Origin of the sequence: Neorhodopirellula pilleata (assembly GCF_007859915.1) — a bacterium.
Lineage (GTDB): Bacteria > Planctomycetota > Planctomycetia > Pirellulales > Pirellulaceae > Rhodopirellula > Rhodopirellula pilleata.
On the sequence record NZ_SJPM01000004.1, the window covers coordinates 477383 to 496861 of the forward strand.

Annotated in this window: 15 protein-coding genes; 12 read left to right on the forward strand and 3 right to left on the reverse strand. The window is 56.0% G+C overall.

Annotated elements, in window-relative coordinates; all coding sequences use genetic code 11:
- Positions 1–166 precede the first annotated feature (166 nt).
- The gene (locus tag Pla100_RS12800; protein ID WP_146578047.1) at positions 167–2116 is read left to right on the forward strand and encodes a methyl-accepting chemotaxis protein; all 1950 of its coding nucleotides are present in this window, start codon (positions 167–169) and stop codon (positions 2114–2116) included.
- 44 nt (positions 2117–2160) lie between these two features.
- Here the strand turns inward: Pla100_RS12800 and nhaR are convergent, their stop codons facing one another.
- Entirely contained in the window at positions 2161–3069 is a 909-nt protein-coding gene (gene nhaR / locus Pla100_RS12805) for a transcriptional activator NhaR (RefSeq protein WP_146578167.1), read from the reverse strand.
- Positions 3070–3301: 232 nt separating this feature from the next.
- On the opposite strand from nhaR, the gene Pla100_RS12810 reads away from it, so the two are divergent.
- The 3 genes from Pla100_RS12810 to Pla100_RS12820 all read left to right on the forward strand — a co-directional run bounded on the left by Pla100_RS12810 (position 3302) and on the right by Pla100_RS12820 (position 6343).
- Positions 3302–3643, forward strand: a complete 342-nt coding sequence (locus tag Pla100_RS12810) for an HPF/RaiA family ribosome-associated protein (protein WP_146578048.1) — start codon at positions 3302–3304, stop codon at positions 3641–3643.
- A 54-nt stretch (positions 3644–3697) separates the two neighbouring features.
- The gene (locus Pla100_RS12815; protein WP_146578049.1) at positions 3698–4336 is read left to right on the forward strand and encodes a sigma-70 family RNA polymerase sigma factor; all 639 of its coding nucleotides are present in this window, start codon (positions 3698–3700) and stop codon (positions 4334–4336) included.
- A 180-nt stretch (positions 4337–4516) separates the two neighbouring features.
- Positions 4517–6343: an SHD1 domain-containing protein gene (locus Pla100_RS12820; RefSeq protein ID WP_146578050.1), complete on the forward strand. Its 1827-nt coding sequence runs from the start codon at positions 4517–4519 to the stop codon at positions 6341–6343.
- A gap of 105 nt (positions 6344–6448) precedes the next feature.
- Here Pla100_RS12820 and Pla100_RS12825 read toward each other — a convergent pair whose 3' ends face one another.
- Positions 6449–7474: a hydantoinase/oxoprolinase family protein gene (locus Pla100_RS12825; RefSeq protein WP_146578051.1), complete on the reverse strand. Its 1026-nt coding sequence runs from the start codon at positions 7472–7474 to the stop codon at positions 6449–6451.
- Between the two features lie 442 nt (positions 7475–7916).
- Here Pla100_RS12825 and ileS point away from each other — a divergent pair, with 442 nt between their 5' ends.
- Both ileS and purN read left to right on the forward strand, forming a co-directional pair.
- A complete protein-coding gene (gene ileS / locus Pla100_RS12830) occupies positions 7917–11492 on the forward strand; it encodes an isoleucine--tRNA ligase (RefSeq protein WP_146578052.1) in 3576 nt (1191 codons plus the stop codon).
- A complete protein-coding gene (gene purN, locus Pla100_RS12835) occupies positions 11489–12088 on the forward strand; it encodes a phosphoribosylglycinamide formyltransferase (protein ID WP_146578053.1) in 600 nt (199 codons plus the stop codon). Before ileS ends, purN begins: the two co-directional genes overlap by 4 nt.
- Before the next feature lie 212 nt (positions 12089–12300).
- Here purN and Pla100_RS12840 read toward each other — a convergent pair whose 3' ends face one another.
- The gene (locus Pla100_RS12840; RefSeq protein WP_146578054.1) at positions 12301–14508 is read right to left on the reverse strand and encodes an AAA domain-containing protein; all 2208 of its coding nucleotides are present in this window, start codon (positions 14506–14508) and stop codon (positions 12301–12303) included.
- A gap of 94 nt (positions 14509–14602) precedes the next feature.
- On the opposite strand from Pla100_RS12840, the gene Pla100_RS12845 reads away from it, so the two are divergent.
- The 6 genes from Pla100_RS12845 (at position 14603) to Pla100_RS12875 (ending at position 19446) form a co-directional block, all read left to right on the forward strand.
- A complete protein-coding gene (locus tag Pla100_RS12845) occupies positions 14603–14941 on the forward strand; it encodes a DUF1294 domain-containing protein (RefSeq protein WP_146578055.1) in 339 nt (112 codons plus the stop codon).
- 10 nt (positions 14942–14951) lie between these two features.
- Entirely contained in the window at positions 14952–15518 is a 567-nt protein-coding gene (gene smpB / locus Pla100_RS12850; RefSeq protein WP_146578056.1) for an SsrA-binding protein SmpB, read from the forward strand.
- Positions 15519–15643: 125 nt separating this feature from the next.
- Positions 15644–16372 (forward strand): ABC transporter ATP-binding protein, encoded by a 729-nt coding sequence (locus Pla100_RS12855; RefSeq protein WP_146578057.1) that lies wholly within the window; start codon positions 15644–15646, stop codon positions 16370–16372.
- Positions 16373–16385: 13 nt separating this feature from the next.
- A complete protein-coding gene (locus Pla100_RS12860; protein ID WP_146578058.1) occupies positions 16386–17747 on the forward strand; it encodes an ABC transporter permease in 1362 nt (453 codons plus the stop codon).
- Between the two features lie 346 nt (positions 17748–18093).
- Entirely contained in the window at positions 18094–18486 is a 393-nt protein-coding gene (locus tag Pla100_RS12865) for a hypothetical protein (RefSeq protein WP_146578059.1), read from the forward strand.
- Between the two features lie 546 nt (positions 18487–19032).
- On the forward strand, positions 19033–19446 hold the full coding sequence (locus Pla100_RS12875; RefSeq protein ID WP_146578168.1) for an SseB family protein: 414 nt from the start codon (positions 19033–19035) through the stop codon (positions 19444–19446).
- Positions 19447–19479: the final 33 nt, after the last annotated feature.

The window sequence follows — 19479 nt, forward strand, 5'->3', positions numbered from 1 at the left end:
CCCGCTTGGAATCGTTCCCTGGAAATTAACAGCCGTCCCCAAAAAACTTGGCCAATGCTCTTATCAACTGGCATTGGTGTCATTTTCCTCGACCGGCTGTGGCGATGAGCGTCAGCGATGACTCGGTCGGAATTTCGAGGTTGGATAATCTAGTTTTGGGATCAAGATGAAGAATACTTTCCGTGGACAGATCGCATTGGCTTGCTTGTTGATGGGTTCATTGCCCGCGATCGCAATCGGGTTAGTCGCATGGTCGGCAACAGACGATTTGGAAAAAGTGACCGTGGGCAGTTACCAAGCCCAGGCAACTCAAATTGCGGAGAAGATCGACCGTAATTTGTTCGAACGCTACGGCGATGTTCAAGCTTTCGGAAAGAACGCGATCGTACAAGAGCGGAGCCATTGGTATGAGAATTCCGACACCAACCCGATCGTCCAAGCGATGAACGAATATGTCCAAATCTATGACATTTATTCGCTAACACTGTTGGTCGACTTGGAGGGCAGATTGATCGCCGTCAATTCCGTGGACCAGGACGGCAATCCTATCGAATCCGATCGCATGTTTGACCAAAACTTTGCTAACGCTACTTGGTTTCGAGACTGTCTCGACGGGAAATTTTACGCATCCGACGACGGCCGTTTTACGGGAACCGTTGTGGAGCATCTCTACGCCGATGAGCACGTTCAAAAGGTCTACGGGAATGACGGACTGTCGCTCGGTTTCACTGCTCCGGTCCTTGATCCATCGGGAAACGTTATCGCCGTTTGGAAAAACGTCGCCAATTTTTCTTTGGTCGAAGAAATCTTTATCGCTTCTTATCGACACTTGAAGGAAAGCGGTCTAACGACGGCCGAGCTTACATTGCTCGACGAAGCTGGAAACATTCTGATCGATTACGATCCGATGGAACGCCAAACCGAGGCGATCGTTCGAGATCTTAATTTGATCGGCAAACGCAACTTGGTAGCTGATGGTGTGGCAGCCGCATCCGCCGTGATCCGCGGAGAATCGGGAGTGTCGTTGTCAGAGTTACACAGTCGTAAGTTGGTTACACAGTGTGCGGGTTATGCGCCCCTCAAGGGAGCGTTAGGCTTCCCGGGAATGAAATGGAATGTCTTGGTCCGTGTCGATCGTGCCGAAGCTCTGGCAAGCGTGGCAACGCTGAAACGTTCACTCGGAATATTCCTTCTGATCGGTTTTGCCTTGGTTGGCATCGCCTCGTTCCTGTACGCTCGCGTCTTGGTCCGCCCTTTTGATCGGGCGATCGAGTCGATCGAAGAAATCTCCAATGGGAATTTTTCAACGAGGATGCCGGCGAAGGGCGTCAACGAAGTGGTGCGATTGGCGACCGGTTTCAACCGGTTTGCCGATCGCATGCAGCAGGTGATCGATCAGGCGACGGTACAATCAAGTTCCGTCGCGGCAACGGCCACGCAAGTCGCCGAATCAATGAACACCATGGCCCATTCAACGAATGATGTGTCGGCGACGGTGCGCTCGATGGCCACTTCGATCGAGCAGATGTCGGCTTCCATTTCGGAGGTATCCGTCAGCGCCAGTAAGTCAGCCGAAATCGCGCAACATGCCGCGTCGTTGACCCTTGCAAGCAACGAGAAAGTGGAAGAACTCGGTGGCGCGGCCAGTGAAATCGGACGTGTCATCCAGGTCATCGAAGAGATCGCCGAAATGACGAATCTACTGGCACTTAACGCAACGATCGAAGCAGCCCGCGCAGGCGATGCCGGGAAAGGATTCGCCGTCGTCGCGAACGAAGTCAAAGCATTGGCTCGCCAAACGTCCGAGGCCACCGACGACATCCGTGCTCGGATCGAGGCGATTCAAAACGCCACAGGGCAAACGGTCGAATCGCTGCATCAAATCGGCGAAGTGATCCAAGAGGTCAATACGGTCGCCCAAAGTATCGCGTCTGCGGTCGAAGAGCAAAGCGTGGTCACACGCGAGTTCGGCGACCAAATCAAACAGACCGCCGCGTCGGCCGAAACGGTCGCCAAGGGCGTTAGCGAATCGGCCACCTCGGGCGAGGATATCCGAAACTGCATCACGCAGATTGATCGTTTGTTGAAACTGGAAAGCCAACACCTCGCGGTCTGATTTGCGATCATCGCAAAACGACCATCCCTTGATGTTTGTTCTTCTCACGTATCAACGAAAAGATTCAACTTCACTGCTTTGGAAATCGCGACGACGGCAGGATGTTTTAGTCGCCTTTCGACTGATATGGCATAGAACCGCTCGATGATCTCGGGAATACGATGCACCGGCTTGAGCGAATACTGCCGGCCGACTTCATCGGCGATCACGGTCGGCACCACGATCATGCCCTGTCCGGCTTGACCGAATACCTTCAGTAACGCACTGTCTTCGAACTCATGAATCGTCTCGGGGCGTATGTCGTGCTGATCGAAATACTGTTCGAGCGCCCGTCGCATCGTGGTGTTCTGCGTCGGCAACAGCATCGGAGCCCCGTTGAGCGACTGTGGGAAATCCTGTGAATACTTTCGAGCCATTTCGTCGGTCCCGAAGATCGTGACATCGCATTGGCCGAGTTGATGACTGAACGCCCGCACGTTGATCTCGGGAGTCAACGGTGAATCGGCCAAGACGAGGTCGAGTCGGTGCAATGCTAATTCGCTTAGCAGTTGTTGTAGCTTTCCCTCGTAAACGACCAATTGGACCCGTTCCTCGATCTCGAGAGCCGATTGTAAGATTCGATAGACGATCAACTTGGGCAGCACGTCCGGTACCCCGACGACCAACCGCAGGGAGTCCGCGCTCGGACGACCGCGGACCGCGTCGGTTAACTCGCGGCCGAGGGAAAATATCTCATCGGCATATCGAAAAACCATTTGCCCGGCTTCGGTCATCACCATCGTCCGGCCGCGTCGGTCGAACAATTTGACGCCCAGTGACTTTTCAAGCTTCTGAATTTGGGTACTCAAAGTCGGCTGGGACAGATGCAACAGTTCCGCCGCAGGAGTGATCCCGCCTTCTTTGGCCACCATCCAAAAATAAAGCAGGTGGTGGTAATTGAGCCAATCGACCATGAAGAATCTCACTTAGAGCCTATCCGAAAAGGGGTCTGACCCTCTCCGGCGATACCAGAATAGCAACGAAATATCGACTCGCCTCCAAAGGGTCAGACCCCTTTTCGGAACGACCCTTAGTTTTTTTCTATCGATCGCGGACGTGCTTTCGATTGGTCAAACTCTATGAACGAGCCGTAATATTCAACAGGTCAGAAAACTATCTTGTCTCAAATTTTTGAGGACGCCGACGATGACGATATCCATCACCGATCGAAGTGATCTGTTGACTCCAATTTTGCGAGACCTCGCCGAGCGGCGTCTTTTGTTTGCCCTTTCCCGTTTCGATTCGCGAGTTGAACACGTCGAAATGGTGGTCGAAGACGAGAACGGACCGCGTGGGGGCATCGACAAGTCGTGCCGAGTCACCGTGGGTCTACACCGGTCGGCCGATGTCGTCATTTCGGACAAGGATTCCGACATCAGCAAGTGCATTTCGCGTGTCGCCGAAAGGCTCGGACGGGCGGTCAGTCGTGCGATCGCACGGACTCAACATTTTGAACGAGAACGTCCGGCTTTCTTTGAAAACTCTTGAGTTGGTTCTTCGTTTTCCGTTTGCCCTTCATTGAATCCATTTAAGGACACTGTCATGGTGCTGTTGACTGCCCAAGAAGAACGGGCTGCATTCTTGCGATTGGCCGAACTGCGCGAGAACGATTCGCGGGACGCCGAACAAGTACGTCACCGAATCATCGAGTCGAATCTCCGATTGGTGTTCTCGATCGCTAAACGCTACGCCCAACCCAAAACCGACGAGTTCGACGAGTTCGTCAGTGTCGGCAACGCGGCGCTGGTTCGTGCGGTTGACATGTTCGAACCCCATCGCGGATGGCGGTTCAGCACTTACGCCTACAAAGCGATTCAGCGGGCGATTTTTGGCGTCTACCGCCAGGATCGACGGCGTCGACAGCGGATCGTATCAGGCGAATTCGAATTTGCCGAAACACTCCTGGGTGACGACGGTGACGAAGTCCGCAGACTCCACCAGGCAAAACTGATCCGGCGCAATGCCAATCGGTTAATGAAAAAACTTGACGACCGCGACCGCGCCATTGTGATGTCACGGTTCGGAATCAATCGATCCGAAAGTGGGCTGGCGTTTCGGAAAATCGCCGACGAGATCGGAATCAGCACCACACGGACGGTGCAGTTGTTTCATCGCAGCATGAAATTGATGCGGCAAGCCGCCGAGGAATTGCGAATCGACCATCAGATTGAGGTTGCTTAGCATCGCGTGAACATTAAGTGGTGGCGACTTTCAGTCGCCAAACCCTGAAACGTCGACTGAAAGTCGACGCCACGTTAAGAATCCATCACTTATTGTTCACGCGATGCTTAGCATCGAAGAATCAAACGGGTGAAGATTGATGCTACAATCTGTTCATCCCTTCAACCCTGAGTTTGGTTTATGCACCTTGTGACTGGGCATCGGGCGTTCACGACGTCACGCTGCGTTTGGCTTTTCGCCGTACTGTTGATTTTCCCAAAGCTCGGCTCCGCCCAATCGCTGCGTTACGCGCCCAAGCCAGGGGCGGAATTCCGCTATCAGTTCGACATCAAGCTGGATCTGGGAACCGAGGAAACCGTTCTCGAAGGCGTGACAACGTATCGGGCGGAGGAGATTGTTGAGGAGTCCCAGAATGCCGACACGGGCGAAAAACAGAGCGACCAAACTGATAGCGATCCAGTACGACTTCAGTTCACCGGAGGATTGCGTCAAACCGAAAGGTCCAAAAACACCAACCGATTTGACATCCGACCGCGTTTCCCACCCTTCGGAATGCGTTCGGGGCCGGTTTACCGAGGCACGACTCCCACGTCCAACACCGTTACGCTCTCGCCCACTGGTGAAACGTTGGCGCTGCAAGGCGAATCACAATTGCCTTATCTTTTAGGGCACTTGTCGCTATTGCCGTTCGAACCACTGCCTGAAGAAAACCAAACCCAGTGGTCGGCCGAAGGGACCACCGCGATCGTTTCGAGTAAAACGAACAACCATTGGGGACCGGGACACTGGTCAGCACTTGGCGCCTTTCCGGGCCAACTTCCGGGCCAACTGCCGGGGCAAAACGATCGGGACTTGCGTGTCGCCAATACGAAACGAACGTATCGAATCGTCAGCCAAGACGATCGCCAAGCGGTGATCGAAAAAACGGAAGAACTTTCCTTATCCCCGGCTCAAGAAAACGCAACCTTGCAACTCCGAGGCACCGGCACGTGGGTCTTTGACAAGACAGAAAGGATGCCCCTGTCGATGGACTTCCGATACGACCTCACGATCGAGTTGAGCGGGCTAACCGTCAAGGCTCCGTTGACTCTGAAGTACAAACGACTAACCGCCGAAGAGATCGCCCAGCAAAAAGCCGCCGCTGAAAAGCGAGCGGCGGAATCGAAACGGTTGGCCGAGCAACGCAAGCAAGAAGCCGAGCGAGACGTCACCGAAGAAGAGAAACAGAATTGGCTGGTGGGTTTGCGATCGGAAAAAAACATCGACCGTGTCCGAACACTCAATGAACTTGTCGGACGAAGACCGCCTCAGCGGGATCCGGAAATCGTCGCGGCGATCAAGTCGCTGCTCGACGATTCGGATCGATCGGTATCCTTGTCTGCCGATCGCGCCCTCAAACAATGGGACCCGCTCTACGCAGAACAAGCCGAGTTGGAGTCGAAATACGCCAATATGGCACCATTGAATCCGACCGGCCGAACGGTCGATAAGGACACCCCGTTGTACGTCGGGCAGGTGATCCAGGTGCAATTCTCACGCTCGTGGTGGAGAGCCGCCGAAATTACCGAACTGCTCCAAAGCGGTCGGGTCGAAGTCGAAATGCGTCTTTCGAAGGACCGAAAAATATTCGACCGTGAAGAGATTCAGTTGCCACCCGAAGCTTATATCCAACCCAAAGCACCGCCAGCCAACGGCCCACCAGCCAACGACCCACCGGCTAAAGAACCGGCGACAATGAACGCCTCGGATGAACCGGCGAAATCGGCCGTTACGCCCTCGGCAACGGCGAAGCCGCTCAGTCCCATGCGAACTTGGAAAGACGCCAGCGGTCGATTCTCGATCGAAGCCGAATTGCTACTAATCGCCAATGGCAATTTGGTGCTCAGCCGTGCCGACGGAAAGTTAATCACCGTCGCGATCGAAAAGATGAGCCAAGCTGATCAAACCTTCGTGAAGGAGCTGTCTCAACCGGCCGACGAGCCCGTCAACCCGTTCGAGTTCAATTAAGTACACGAGCAACGATCAAAACTTGAGTTTTGAAATCATCGTTTAGGCGACGATTTCGTCCTGCATGGTAGTTTTTTTGACTCAACTTCCTTGTTTCATTTTGTTTCAGGAACGACGTTCAATGCCTTCAAGCAGCCCGGCAACTGCCCACGCGGGAGCGACGCGAGAAACTTCCGGGGTCCATCGTGATCGCAGGTCGACCTTGGGTGTATTTTTCGAAATCGATAATAAGTCTTGGCCGTGGCCGCTCAGGATCCATGGAATGGAATCGCCTGGGGCCCATCTGCCGATCGCCGCGCTGATCCGGTCGGTGGCCGATCGTACGATCTGGCTTGACCACGCTCGCACTTCCGCTTCGTTCACTTCGTCCCCATCGAGACCGATCATGCGGGCCAACCTCGCGACCGCGTGGGGCCGATCACGTGGTTTGCCGTCGGCGGTTTCTCGGTCCCCAGGGTCTTCGGCTTGTTGTCCCAAGCACAACCGGGCGTCGTCGATCGTGGCGAACAGTTCGTTCATCACGGCGATCGATTGACCGCGAAACGAAAGCGAACCGACCAAGGCGCACACCGGCGTCCGGCGACAACCGACGTAAACGAGTGAGTCATCGGCCAAGCGTTCCATATCGGTTCTCGCCTGCGTTTGTATCTTTCGGTCGCGAATCAAAACGATATCGGTGGTCGTCGAACCGATGTCGATCAGCAATCCGTCAGGGGCAACTTCGTCGGCCACCCACTGAGCCAATGCGTGCCAATTCGACGCCGCAACCCGAGACCAATTCTGGGTGGCTTGATGGGCATCGTGAAATCTTCCGTCGGTGCCGTAAAAGCCGACCGACGTGATCTCGAGCGATGACGCGGCTTGCTCGACCGAAGTGACGATCGCCGCAACTCCGTCGCGGCGGCTGTTGTAACAGTCCGCGAGTTCGCCGGTCATGGTCACCGCCAAAGCCGCAAATGTTCCCAAAGTCGCGATATCATCCGCCAAAACCTTTGCCAGTTCCGCGTGCCGTTTCCACATCGCAAAGGGCCGTTCGAAACAGCGTCCGTCGGCGGACGCATACTTCAAATTCGCTCCGCCGATGTCGACGCCAAGAGTCGCGGAGGATCGGGGTGAGGGGGGCTTTGGCATGGTCGGTTGGGGTTTGAAATGGATTTCCGGCTCGCCACTGGCCAACTCGTTCCCAGGCGGGGCCTTTTTTTATCCTACACATCTTTTTGACCCCCACGAGCTCGTCTCGTGGGTGAATAAGGTTTGCAAGCTAGACACCGACGTCCCAACCTTCCGAGTTCAACTTGTGCTCGCCGCTTCAAGCGGCGAGCACAAGTTGAACTCGGAAGGTTGGGGAAACTGCGGCTTGTGTCTAGCTTGCCAACCTCGGCTTCCTGCCAGACGAGCTGGCAGGGGAGCAATCCATGAGATGTGGCCTATCAAGAGGGCGGGAGCCTGGGAGCAAGAGCACCAGTGCATGGGCGTCTTCACCGGGCCCGCGAACCTTGGGGCTGGGGAAAATCTCCTGGAAGGCTTAAAGTAGCGTCTTTCCGCTTTCTCTTCACCCACCGATCGATTTTTGATGACCGTGCCGCCTCCCAAGCCCTCGTCAAAGCCGTCCTTGCCATCGTCCGTTGATTTGTCCTCAACCTCTTCCGCAGGCGGGTTTCGGGCGGCCGACGGATCGCCCTCGTTCCCAAAGCTCGAAGAAGAAGTGCTGGCGTTTTGGGACGCGAACCAAATTTACGAACAATCACTCGCCCGTCGGGCGGACGCGCCGACGTTCGTTTTCTACGAAGGTCCCCCGACGGCCAACGGGATGCCGCACCCGGGGCACTGCCTGACACGGGCAATCAAAGACGTCTTCCCGCGCTACAAGACGATGCGTGGATACCGGTGCGAACGTAAGGCGGGCTGGGACACCCACGGGCTGCCCGTCGAAGTCGAGGTCGGCAAGGAACTCGGCATCCACAGCAAAGAGGAGATCGAGGCCTACGGCGTCGAGCCGTTCATCCAAAAGTGCCAACAGAGCGTTTGGCGGTACATGCAACAGTGGCAAACGCTAACCCGTCGGCTCGGCTTTTGGGTCGATTTGGAAAAGGCCTACGTGACCTACCATCAATCCTACGTCGAGAGCGTTTGGTGGAGCCTGAAAAATCTCTTTGATCGCGATCTGCTCTACCAAGGACACAAGATCGTGTGGTGGTGGGCTCAAGGCGGCACGGCGTTGTCCGCCGGCGAAGTCGGACAGGGCTATCGCGAGGTCGCTGATCCGAGCGTGTACGTTCTTTTCCCATTGATCGACGACAACAACAAAAAAACCAAACGGTCGCTCGTCGTTTGGACGACGACGCCGTGGACGTTGCCCAGCAACATGTACGCGGCCGTCAAAGCGGACTTGGATTACGCGGTCGTCGAGGACAGCGAAACCGGCGAGCAATTGATCCTCGCGGAGGCTTTGGTGGAAACGCTCGCGGGCAAGATCAAACGCGAACTCAGAACGATCGAAACCGTCTCGGGTCGATCGCTCGTCGGAATGCGTTACGTCCCGCCATTTGAAAACTATCGTGACACGCTCGCCGATCCGGTCGGGGAACTCAAAGATGGCGGCAGCGACTCGTTGTACTGGCGGGTTGTCGCGGCTGATTTCGTGACGACCGATTCGGGCAGCGGCTTAGTTCACTTGGCCCCCGCGTTCGGTGAAGTCGACCATGAAGTCCTCGTCGAGGAGCGGATGCGATTCGTCGACGGGCAACGTCCCGATCTGCTGTGCGCGGTCGGTCCCGATGGCAAGTTCACCGACGACTTCCCGTCACTCAAAGGCGAGTGGGTCAAGGCTGCTGATAAAACGTTGACGCGTGACTTGCGTGAACGAGGGTTGCTGTTGCACCTGGAACAATACCTGCACGATTACCCGTTCTGTTGGCGGGCCGAAGAGGATCCGTTGATCCAGTATCCGCGTGAAAGTTGGTTCATCCGCACGACCAAGTTCCGCGACTTGATGCTCAAGAACAACTCCAAGATCGGTTGGCAACCCGAACACATCCAAGACGGCCGGTTCGGCAACTTTTTGGAATCCAATGTCGATTGGGCGTTGTCCCGCGAACGCTACTGGGGTACGCCGCTGCCGATTTGGGTTTGCCAATCGACCGGCCGGATGGAAGCGATCGGCAGTTACGACGAACTGCTCGCCAAACCGGGGGTCGAGGGCACCGAAGTGTGGGCTCAAGCGAAAGCGGAAAACCCCGAATTGGTCGACGACCTACGTGTCCACAAGCCGTACATCGACGCCGTGACTTACGCCTCGCCGTTCGAGGACGGGGCCCGGATGAAACGTGTCACCGAAGTCATCGATTGCTGGTACGACAGCGGCGCGATGCCGTTCGCCCAGTGGGGTTGGCCGCATCAAAACCACGATCGTTTTGCCGAACAATTCCCGGCCGATTTTATCAGCGAAGCGATCGACCAAACCCGCGGTTGGTTCTACAGCCAACTCGCGATCAGCACGATGTTGTTCGGCGAGGGTGCTTCGATCGGCACCGACTTGAACACGGATGTACCAACCGTTTCGACCGATGCGGCACAAGACTACCCGCATCCGTTTCGCAACTGCATCGTGTTGGGGTTGATGCTGTCGCAGTGGTACGAGGCGGCGAACGAATCTGGTCCCAAGACGATCGTTTTGACCGAAGAAGAAACCGCCGAACACGCCGATCTGAAGTTCACCAAGAAGACCGGCAAGATGTCCAAGAGTTTGCGAAACTATCGCAGCCCGTCGGAGATTTTTGATCGCTATGGTGCCGACGCGATGCGTTGGTACTTCTTTGCCAACCAAGCCCCGTGGAATTCGATCATCTATGCCGATCAGGCGATCCGTGATTCGATCCCCGAGTTCCTGTTGCGACTTTACAACACTTTCAGCTTCTTCACGATCTACGCCGAAATCGACGGCTTTGATCCGACGCTTGCGGCGGACGCGGACGATCAACTCTCGCCCGCCAGCCTCGCGTCGGCGACAACCTATCGTGACGTTTCACAGCGCAGCGAGATCGACCGTTGGATCTTGTCGGAACTGAATCGGACTTTAGAAGTCGTTGTCGAACGAATGGATAAACTCGACAACTACAACGCATGCCAGGCGATCACGAGTCTGCTTGACGGTTTGAGCAATTGGTACGTCCGTCGCAGTCGCGATCGATTCTGGGGTAGCGACAAGGCATCCCAAGACAAACTCGATGCTTACTGGACGTTGTATGAATCGCTCGTCCAATTGACCAAAGTCATCGCCCCGTTCGTACCGTTCTTGGCCGATAAACTTTGGCAAGAGTTGACTCGGCCGTTCGGTGATCGCGTGCTCCGCAGCGTTCACCTGACTGACTACCCGACGGCCGATTCGTCGCGGATCGACGCGTCGCTGTCTGAGTCGATGAAAGTACTCCGTGAGATCGCGTCGCTCGGTCGATCAGCTCGCGCCGACGCGAAGTTGAAGGTTCGGTTGCCGTTGTCGAAAGTTGAAGTCATCCTGGCCAATGATTCGCAAATCGGATGGCTTGAAAGTCACGATCAATTGGTTCTCGAAGAACTCAACGTCAAGGCGGTCGAGTACACCACCGAAGGTGGCGACTATGTTCAGTACAACGTCGTTCCCAACTTCAAACGTCTCGGCCCGAAGGTCGGCAAGAACATCCCGTTGGTCAAGAAGATGTTGGGCGAGGCCGACGGCAACGAACTACTTGGTCAACTGCAAACCTCCGGCAAGGTGACGCTGGCGATGCCCGACGGTCCGTTGGAATTGGACAACGAAGACATCGAAGTTCGATTGAAGGCCCGCGAAGGATGGGCGGCCGCGCAAGGGACGAGCTGCGTCGTCGTGCTCAACACGGAAGTCACTGATGCACTGCGGCGCGAAGGCATCGCCAAGGACTTGATCCGAGCCATCCAAAGCCAACGCAAAGAAATGAAATGCGAGTACACCGACCGCATCGAAGTGGCGATCGTCAGTGACGACGCGGACACCGAGGCGGCGATTGCGGCCCACCGCGAAATGATTTGCGAGGAAACCTTGGCGATCCGATTGGCCGATCAGCCGCTGCAAGCGATCGACGCGACATCGATCGAGAACGGTCAATTGTTCGTCGCGAAGGTGCCCGGCGAATGAGCGACGCCGATTCTCCTTCCAGATTGCCGATCGCGGTGTTCTTGAGCGGCAGTGGTCGCACGCTCGCAAACTTGATTCAACATCGTGACGAGCACGGCTTGCCGATCGACATCCGCTTGGTGATCGGCAGCCGGTCGGGCTTGCGCGGCATCGAGATCGCCGAGCAACATCACATCCCAACCATGGAGATTCGTCAAAACGAATTTCCCGAACCGGAGGCCTACAGCTCCGCGATGTTCGAGCCGGTGCGGGAATCGGGTGCCGAATACGTCGTGATGGCCGGTTTTTTGAAACACGTTTTGATCCCCGCTGATTTTGAAAACCGGGTGATCAACATTCATCCGTCCTTATTGCCGAAGTTTGGCGGTGCGGGGATGTACGGGCACCACGTTCATGAGGCGGTGATCGCCGCGGGAGAAAGTACCAGTGGTTGCACCGTACATTTCGTCGACAACGTTTACGACAACGGCCCGGTGCTGCACCAACGTTCGTGCCCGGTCATGCCCGACGACACTCCCGATACGCTCGCCGCGAGGGTGTTTGAACAGGAGTGTTTGGCCATGCCCGAGGCGATTTGGAAGATTGCAACGGTTTAATTTTACAGGACGGTAGCGGGCTGTCGAGCTTAGAACCTATCCGAATGACAACAATCAGCCGCAACGCGATAGCGTACGGTTCCCGAGACAAACGCAACGCGATGAAGAGCGTCCCGCCCAGTGTTGGGAGTGAGTCGTTGTCTAGCTGGCGAACCTAATTCACCCACGAGACGAGCTCGTGGGGGTTACCTGTTACCTGTTACCTGTTACCTCTAAACCCCAAATTCAAAAACACTTCGATACGCTTCGTTTGCTTCAAAATACTCCAGCACATCCGCATAGAAATCGTGGACGCACAACGTCGCGCTGTCTCCGACCATGATCAATTTGCGTTTGGCCCGCGTCATCGCCACGTTGCTCCGCCGACGATCAGCCAAGAACCCGATCACGCCTTCGGGATTGCTGCGGACCATCGTCAATAGCACGACTTCCTTTTCACGGCCTTGAAAACCGTCGACGGTGTCCACTTCCAAACCCTCCAGATCCAACCGTTGACGCAGCAACCGAACCTGCGCGGCATACGGCGCGATGATCGCGATGTCGGGGCCTTTGATGCCCGCGTCGACGAGTTGTTTGACGAGATCAACGATGATCGTCGCTTCGCCCGGATTGAGTTTGCTCTGTCCGTCCGGTTCGAGTTGTTCTTCATAGCCGGCACCGGCCGTGTCGATCCACATCAGCGGCGTGTTGGTCAGCGGCGTATCGTCGACGCCGGGCAGATCGGACAACAGATGCGATTTGACGGATGCGTCGGCGATCAATGAACCTTCGTAAAAATGATCGCTGCTGAACCGCATGATCGCTTCGTTCATCCGGTACTGGACCGTCAAACGTCGATACACGGGCTCGCCGAACCGCTCGACGAGTCGTTGCATCAGCGAGTCTCGCATGCCGATCGCGGCGGCCTCGTCGCTGAGGACGGTCGGCGGCAATTGGCAATGATCCCCGGCGATGATCAATCGATCGGCCCGCAAGATCGCCTGCCACATGCCCGCTTCGGTGCTTTGACAGGCCTCGTCGACGACGACCAAGTCAAAACGTTCGTCGCTGAGCAATTCTTCATCGATCGTGGCGGTCGTGCAAATCACATCGGCCCGATCAAGGACACCGCGAACAACGGATTTTTCGAGCGATCGAATCTGGCCTCGAATGCGACCAGCCTCGGCGAACATTTCGCCCCGTTGTTTCCGACCGCGAGACTCGCCGCGAGATTCCCGTTGAGCCAGACGCAACAATTGCTCCAGCTCTCGCCGGAGGTCTTTGATCACGTGCGACGACGGGTCACGTTCGACTTGTCCGTCGAGTGTGTAATCGCGGAGATGTTCGAACACGCGAGCGGGGTGGCCCACGCGGACGACGTAAGGCACCAAGCGTTGCAAGCGTTCGAGCAGGTTGTCGACCGCCGTGTTGCTGGCCGCACATGCGAGCACGCGTTCGCCGCGATCGACCGCTTGAGCAATGATTTCAGCGAGAGTCGTTGTTTTGCCCGTTCCCGGCGGTCCGTGGATGATCGCGAAATCATCTGCCAAAAGCGCGAAGGCGACCGCATCTCGTTGCGGCGGGTTCAGTTCGGTTCGAAAATCGATGTCCCGCCGTTCCTCATCGATCGTTTCGTCGGGCAACGCGGCAACGTCGATCTTCGTGCCGTCAAACCGAGGTGATTCGATGCCCAGCAACACGTCACGAAGTCGGCCGCCGCGTCCGCGTTCACCGCGTGCTTTGGCCATCGCCGCGATTTGTCGCTTGCGGGTCGTTTCGTCCGGGGACAGATCCAGCCGATAACGCAGTTCGCCGATCGAAGCGTCGGCGCGCTTGCTCGCTTTCTTGCCGCTGGCCGTTTGAGCGTCCGGGTCAGGGAAAACTTCGGTGGCGATTTGAATGACGTGGTTCTTGCGATGACTGACCACACCCGCAATGCCTTCGTCGGAAAGATCCGCATCGTTGGACAAGACCACCGGCGAACCGACCTTCAATCGGTTCATCGGCAATTCGCGACCGCCCGGTTTGGCCAAATCGAGCAGGTATCGCCCGGCTAAACCGGTGTGATAATCGACCAAGTCCAATCCGACGATCGCTTGCCCCGTGCTTTCAACGTCCCGTTGAGAACGAATCTGTCGCAGCCGAGCTAAACGTGCGCGTTCGGCATCAGCTTCCAAGTCCAACCAAACGTGCAGTTGGTCAAAGTAATCGTCGACATCCAATGGCCTGTCGGTCGGCAAGCCGCGGGGGTACGGAACGTTCGCTAGTTTATCTTCTTCGCGACGATCGTCGCCGTGTGCGTCGAGTCGATCGGACTTCTTCGCTTTCTTCTTGCCGCTCTTGGGTTCGCCATGAATGCCATCGCCGAACGACGCGGACGCTTGGCCCAACGGGACCTCGTGCGGAGAATGAGATCGACCTTTACGGGAACGTGCCGACATGCGATGAGTCCGAGCGAAACAAAAACAAACAATGAGCCTATCCGAAAAGGGGTACTACCCTTTGAATAGGCTTTGGAAATGGACTCGATCGCCCATGAGTTGGTTACCCATCATCGTCGTTGAAACGATTCTCGCCAGTGCCATTACGATCGTTTTGTACTGGTGGGACAAACGCGTGGCTCAATCCAGCCCCTCGAATTCGTCCTCAAGCGGGCGCAGCCGACGAGGTTCCGATTCGCGATCCGGGCAAACCCCGCGCCGGATCTCCGAGCGAACCTTGTTACTCGCCTCGTTACTCGGCGGATGGCCGGGGGGGTGGTGGGCGTCACGCCGATTTCGGCACAAGACTCAAAAACGCTCGTTTCGCATCCGTTTTGTCGCCGTGTGTATGATTCACGTCGTTGCCGTATTGTGCCTTTTGCGATTCGGTTAGAATCGGGGTCATGTCCAAATCAAAAACTAAATCGCACAAAACGACGCTGACGGAGGCTGGCCAGAAAAAGGCCGACACGAAGGCCAAGAAATCCGGCAAGGCCAATGCCGCGAAAAAGAACCAGCCCAACGTGACGATGGTTTCGGAAAACCGCAAAGCCAAGTTTCGCTACGAGATTCTCGATTCGATCGAATGCGGCATGATGCTCGTTGGCAGCGAAGTGAAATCGATGCGTGAGAAAAAACTCTCTCTCGACGAGGCCCACATTCGCGTCACCGGCGGCGAGTTGTGGTTGATCGGCGCGGATTTGGCCCAGTACAACAACGCGGGCATGTGGAATCACGACCCCCGCCGGCCGAGGAAACTGCTCGTTCATCAGAAGGAATTCGACAAGTTCGCCGGCCGCGCGTTCGAACGCGGGCTGACGCTGATCCCGCTGCGTGTTTATTTCAACGACCGAGGCTTGGCCAAGTGTGTGATGGGGTTGGTCAAAGGCAAGAAAATCCACGACAAGCGCGAGACGATTAAAAAACGCGATACTGATCGAGGATTGCAGCGTGCGATGCGTGGACGATAAACCCGCCATGCCATCTCGGTGAACCATCGGACAACATCGGACGTAGCCGTAGGCTGGGTGAAGGAGGCTTTGCGACGCCCACCCGGCATTCCCACTAACCCACCTGCCACAACGAGCCCTTGTTCATGTTGATGATCGCCGACTTAGTCAAGACATTCCCGCAGCCCGGTGGGGGTGAATTGACGGTGCTGGACATTCCTCGGTTCGAGATGGCCGCCGGAGAACAAGTCGCGTTGATCGGCCAAAGCGGCGGTGGCAAGACGACGTTGTTGCATTTGATCGCCGGCATGTTGTCAGCAACCTCTGGGTCGATCCGGATCGACAACATGGAATTGACTCGATTGAGCGAACAGGGACGCGACCGATTCCGCGCCTCGAAGATCGGTTACGTCTTTCAGACCTTCAATCTGTTGCCCGCCTTTTCGGCGCTCGAAAACGTCAAGTTGGGCATGTCGTTCGGTGCCGGGAAAGTCGACGTGCAACGGGCAATGCGGTTGCTCGACAAAGTCGGCTTGGCCGATCGGGCGTCCTATCGACCCAAGCAGCTTTCCGTCGGGCAGCAACAACGGGTCGCCATCGCCCGAGCGCTGGCCGGGCGTCCGACCTTGCTGCTCGCCGACGAGCCGACCGCCAACGTCGACCCGGCGAGTTCCGATTCGGTGCTGAACTTGATCATCCAATCTTGTCGTGCCGAAAACATCGGGCTGTTGATGGTCACCCACAGCATGGACGTCGCGTCACGATTCAAACGGGTCGAGCGTCTCGAAGAGATCAATCGGGCGATCGGCCCGAGTCTGATTTCGCAAGATGCCACCGAAGTTTCGCAAGATACCGCCGAACCCAACGCCTCGTGATCCGAATCACCCTATGAATTTGCTCTTTATCGCTTGGCGAAATTTTCGATATCGCGCTCTGTCGAGTTTCCTAACGACGTTGTCGCTCACATTGGGCGTCGGCTTGGTCGTGATGGTGATGGCGATTTACGGCATCATCAGTGAAGCGTTCGTGCGAAATGCTTCGGTGGGATACAACCTCGTCGTCGGTCCACGGGGCAGCGCATTGCAGTTAACGCTCAACAGCGTCTACTACCTCAGCCAACCGATCGAGAATCTGCCCTTCACCGAATACATGGAGTTCTTTCCCAAGGAAGAGCGAGCCGCCATGGTCAAACAGTTCGGAGGTGATCCGGCACTAGGCGAGCGAGACGGCGAGTACGCCGGATTCGTCGCCGGCGGATACGCCATTCCGTTGGCCTTGGGTGATTATTTCGGCGAGTTTCGTGCCGTCGGGACGACGACCGACTTTTTTGAAAAACTCCGCCACGGTCCAGACGTCGACCAACCGTTCGAGTTTCGCGAAGGTCGAGCGTTCGAAAGCTTTTCGACCGAGAACAGCTATTTCGAAGCCGTCTTGGGTTCCCGCGTGGCCGCCCAAATGGGAATCGAAGTCGGCGACATGATGAATCCGACTCACGGTGATCCCGAAGGCAAAGGGCACGGGCAAGGTTTTCGTGTCGTTGGAATCATGGCGCCGACGGGCACGCCCAACGACCGAGCCGTGTTCGTCAACCTGGAAGGTTTTTATCTGCTCGAAGGTCACGCCAAACCGATCCCCGAAGGTGCGATCGTGGTTCCTCCGGAAGACGACGGGAACGGATCGGGCGAAAAGTTGCTGACGATTCCCGAACGGGAGGTCACGTCGATCTTGGTCCGCAACGGAAACTTGATGTTCGCCCCCGGCATGCAAAACCGAGTCAATGAAAGCGGTCGGGCGCAAGCGGCCGCCCCGATCGGCGAGATTAACAAGTTGATGTCGCTGATCGTCGGGCCGCTCATGAAAGCGTTGCTCGCGATCACCCTGATCACGTGTATCGTGGCCGCCGTCGGCGTTTTGGTCGCGATTTACAATTCGATGAATGATCGCAAACGGGACATCGCCGTGATGCGGGCCCTCGGTGCTCGGCGGGGCAGCGTCACGATGGTGATCTTGTTTGAAAGCCTGATCATTGCCGTCGTCGGCGGTGTCGCCGGATGGGTGCTCGCCCACGTGGCGATCTTTGGTGCCGGAACGTTCATCGAACAACAAACGGGCGTTCAAGTCGGTTTATTGTCGGTGAGCGAATTTGAATGGCTTTTGTTGCCCTTTGTCATCGCCCTGAGCCTGGTCGCAGGCGTCGTTCCCGCTTGGGCGGCCTACCGCACCGACGTCGGCACCAACTTGGCCGCTTGATAGAACTTCAGCAACCTCGAGTACGGTCAGCTTCCATGTCGGCAAACCACTCAAGCACGGCAAATGTTAAGGAGAGAGGAATTGTTAAGAAGAAGGGCGTGTAGATTCCTCTTCTTGGCCCCTTGGGAAAAATAATCCGCCCAAAATCGCCAGCGGGGACTTGACTCTCAGTAATAATGGGGAGTAAACCGCTCAGATCGAGCAGGTGCGATATTTTGTCTCACCTTCTGGTTCTTGCGGGCCATCGCTGGCTCGGCAGGGAGCAACCAGGGAACGATTCACCTGATCTCCAACATTCCCCGTGGGCCATAGGGAGCTGAATTTGCAATTCCTGTTCGATAAACCCTTGGTCCTCACTGCCCCGCAGTCAGAAAGCATCCAACAAGACGTTCGTCGTGAGTTAGCGCAGCTTGAATCTGACTTCGTTCGCGTCAGCGAATGGTTGGAACTGGCCCAGTGGAATCCAAAGGGACCACGTTGGGTTGATGAAAACGGAAGTGAAATCGATCAAGATTTCTCGATAGGAGAGCGTTTGGATCGGCTTCAAACCACATCGGCGGTTTGTCTGCGCGATGGAGACCGAAGCCTGAGTGGAATGAACTCGCTGTTTCGCGATTGGTTTACGACTCTGGATGATGGCTTGGCCTTTCGATCGGAAGGCCAAGACACTCATTCGCATGGACGCTTAGACGAGTTATCCGAGCGGATGCTGAGGTCCGGGGCCGTGCCTGCGTTTTGAACACCAGGGATCCACCATTAACGGGCAGTGGTACAACTGGGCGACGATCAAGGCGAGGCTCTCCAAGTCCACTCCGTACAGTTTCGGAACGTTGACCGTATCGCGACCGATTGTGCCGATTTCCCAGCCGACCGAGTCGTCGTTAGCGCACTTGGAAGAGCAACTTGCGCAATTCCGCAAACTCGACGACATTGACCGCGAGATTTGCCAAGGGATCGCATTGGGGGACAGCCTTAGCGAAATCGCTTGTTTGGTTGGACTAACCCGACGGACGGTCGAAATTCGACGCAGCAAGATATTGGAACATTTTGGCTTTTATAGGGTCGTCCAGATCGTCCGAATGATGGTCCGATTGGAAGAAAACGGACTTTTGGACGATAATTGAGCTACCTGCGGAAGCGACAATTTTACCCAACCTGATTATATTGAAGCGGTCGGCTTCGGATCGCGGGTGCGTTCGGCCGATCGGAATGGACATCCCAGCGTATTTTTTTGGGCGAGAATGACGGATTGCATGCCTACGTCAATCTTCGGGTAGGGCCATTCATGGGCGTCGAATCGGAATTTAACCATCGAGCCTTTCACGACGCGGTGGAACAAAATGACATCGCGAAGCTAACTCGCCAAATCGTCGGGCATCAGTTCTTGCTGATTCATTTGGCCGACGAATCCGATCAAGCCAACAACGACGAGATCTTGGGCGCACTGACGGCTGAGTACCAGGGAATGGATTACCTTGTTGCTTTTTCGAACCAAGAGCACGCGAGCGAGTTCGTTGAACGGCGTACAGATTTGTTTGACGGCGAATCCGAAGTCGGCGGGTTTTGGGTCGATGGGCAAACGATGCTGGACTATCTCGATGACGAACTCGGGTTGCTGATTAATCCTGACAGTGATCAACAGCGGCATCTCGACAACGACTGGATTGGGAAAATCCTCGATGAATTGAATCTGATGTAAGTGCTTCGTTCAAAAGCCTTTGCTCGGCATCCT

What these genes read in the sequence shown, in the direction of transcription:
- Pla100_RS12840 (WP_146578054.1), bottom strand. Translation starts at nt 14,508, where the DNA reads ATGTCGGCACGTTCCCGTAAAGGTCGATCTCATTCTCCGCACGAGGTC.
- ileS (WP_146578052.1), top strand. Translation starts at nt 7,917, where the DNA reads ATGACCGTGCCGCCTCCCAAGCCCTCGTCAAAGCCGTCCTTGCCATCG.
- Pla100_RS12860 (WP_146578058.1), top strand. Translation starts at nt 16,386, where the DNA reads ATGAATTTGCTCTTTATCGCTTGGCGAAATTTTCGATATCGCGCTCTG.
- Pla100_RS12820 (WP_146578050.1), top strand. Translation starts at nt 4,517, where the DNA reads ATGCACCTTGTGACTGGGCATCGGGCGTTCACGACGTCACGCTGCGTT.
- smpB (WP_146578056.1), top strand. Translation starts at nt 14,952, where the DNA reads ATGTCCAAATCAAAAACTAAATCGCACAAAACGACGCTGACGGAGGCT.
- Pla100_RS12845 (WP_146578055.1), top strand. Translation starts at nt 14,603, where the DNA reads ATGAGTTGGTTACCCATCATCGTCGTTGAAACGATTCTCGCCAGTGCC.
- Pla100_RS12875 (WP_146578168.1), top strand. Translation starts at nt 19,033, where the DNA reads ATGGGCGTCGAATCGGAATTTAACCATCGAGCCTTTCACGACGCGGTG.
- purN (WP_146578053.1), top strand. Translation starts at nt 11,489, where the DNA reads ATGAGCGACGCCGATTCTCCTTCCAGATTGCCGATCGCGGTGTTCTTG.
- nhaR (WP_146578167.1), bottom strand. Translation starts at nt 3,069, where the DNA reads ATGGTCGATTGGCTCAATTACCACCACCTGCTTTATTTTTGGATGGTG.
- Pla100_RS12815 (WP_146578049.1), top strand. Translation starts at nt 3,698, where the DNA reads ATGGTGCTGTTGACTGCCCAAGAAGAACGGGCTGCATTCTTGCGATTG.
- Pla100_RS12855 (WP_146578057.1), top strand. Translation starts at nt 15,644, where the DNA reads ATGTTGATGATCGCCGACTTAGTCAAGACATTCCCGCAGCCCGGTGGG.
- Pla100_RS12810 (WP_146578048.1), top strand. Translation starts at nt 3,302, where the DNA reads ATGACGATATCCATCACCGATCGAAGTGATCTGTTGACTCCAATTTTG.
- Pla100_RS12800 (WP_146578047.1), top strand. Translation starts at nt 167, where the DNA reads ATGAAGAATACTTTCCGTGGACAGATCGCATTGGCTTGCTTGTTGATG.
- Pla100_RS12825 (WP_146578051.1), bottom strand. Translation starts at nt 7,474, where the DNA reads ATGCCAAAGCCCCCCTCACCCCGATCCTCCGCGACTCTTGGCGTCGAC.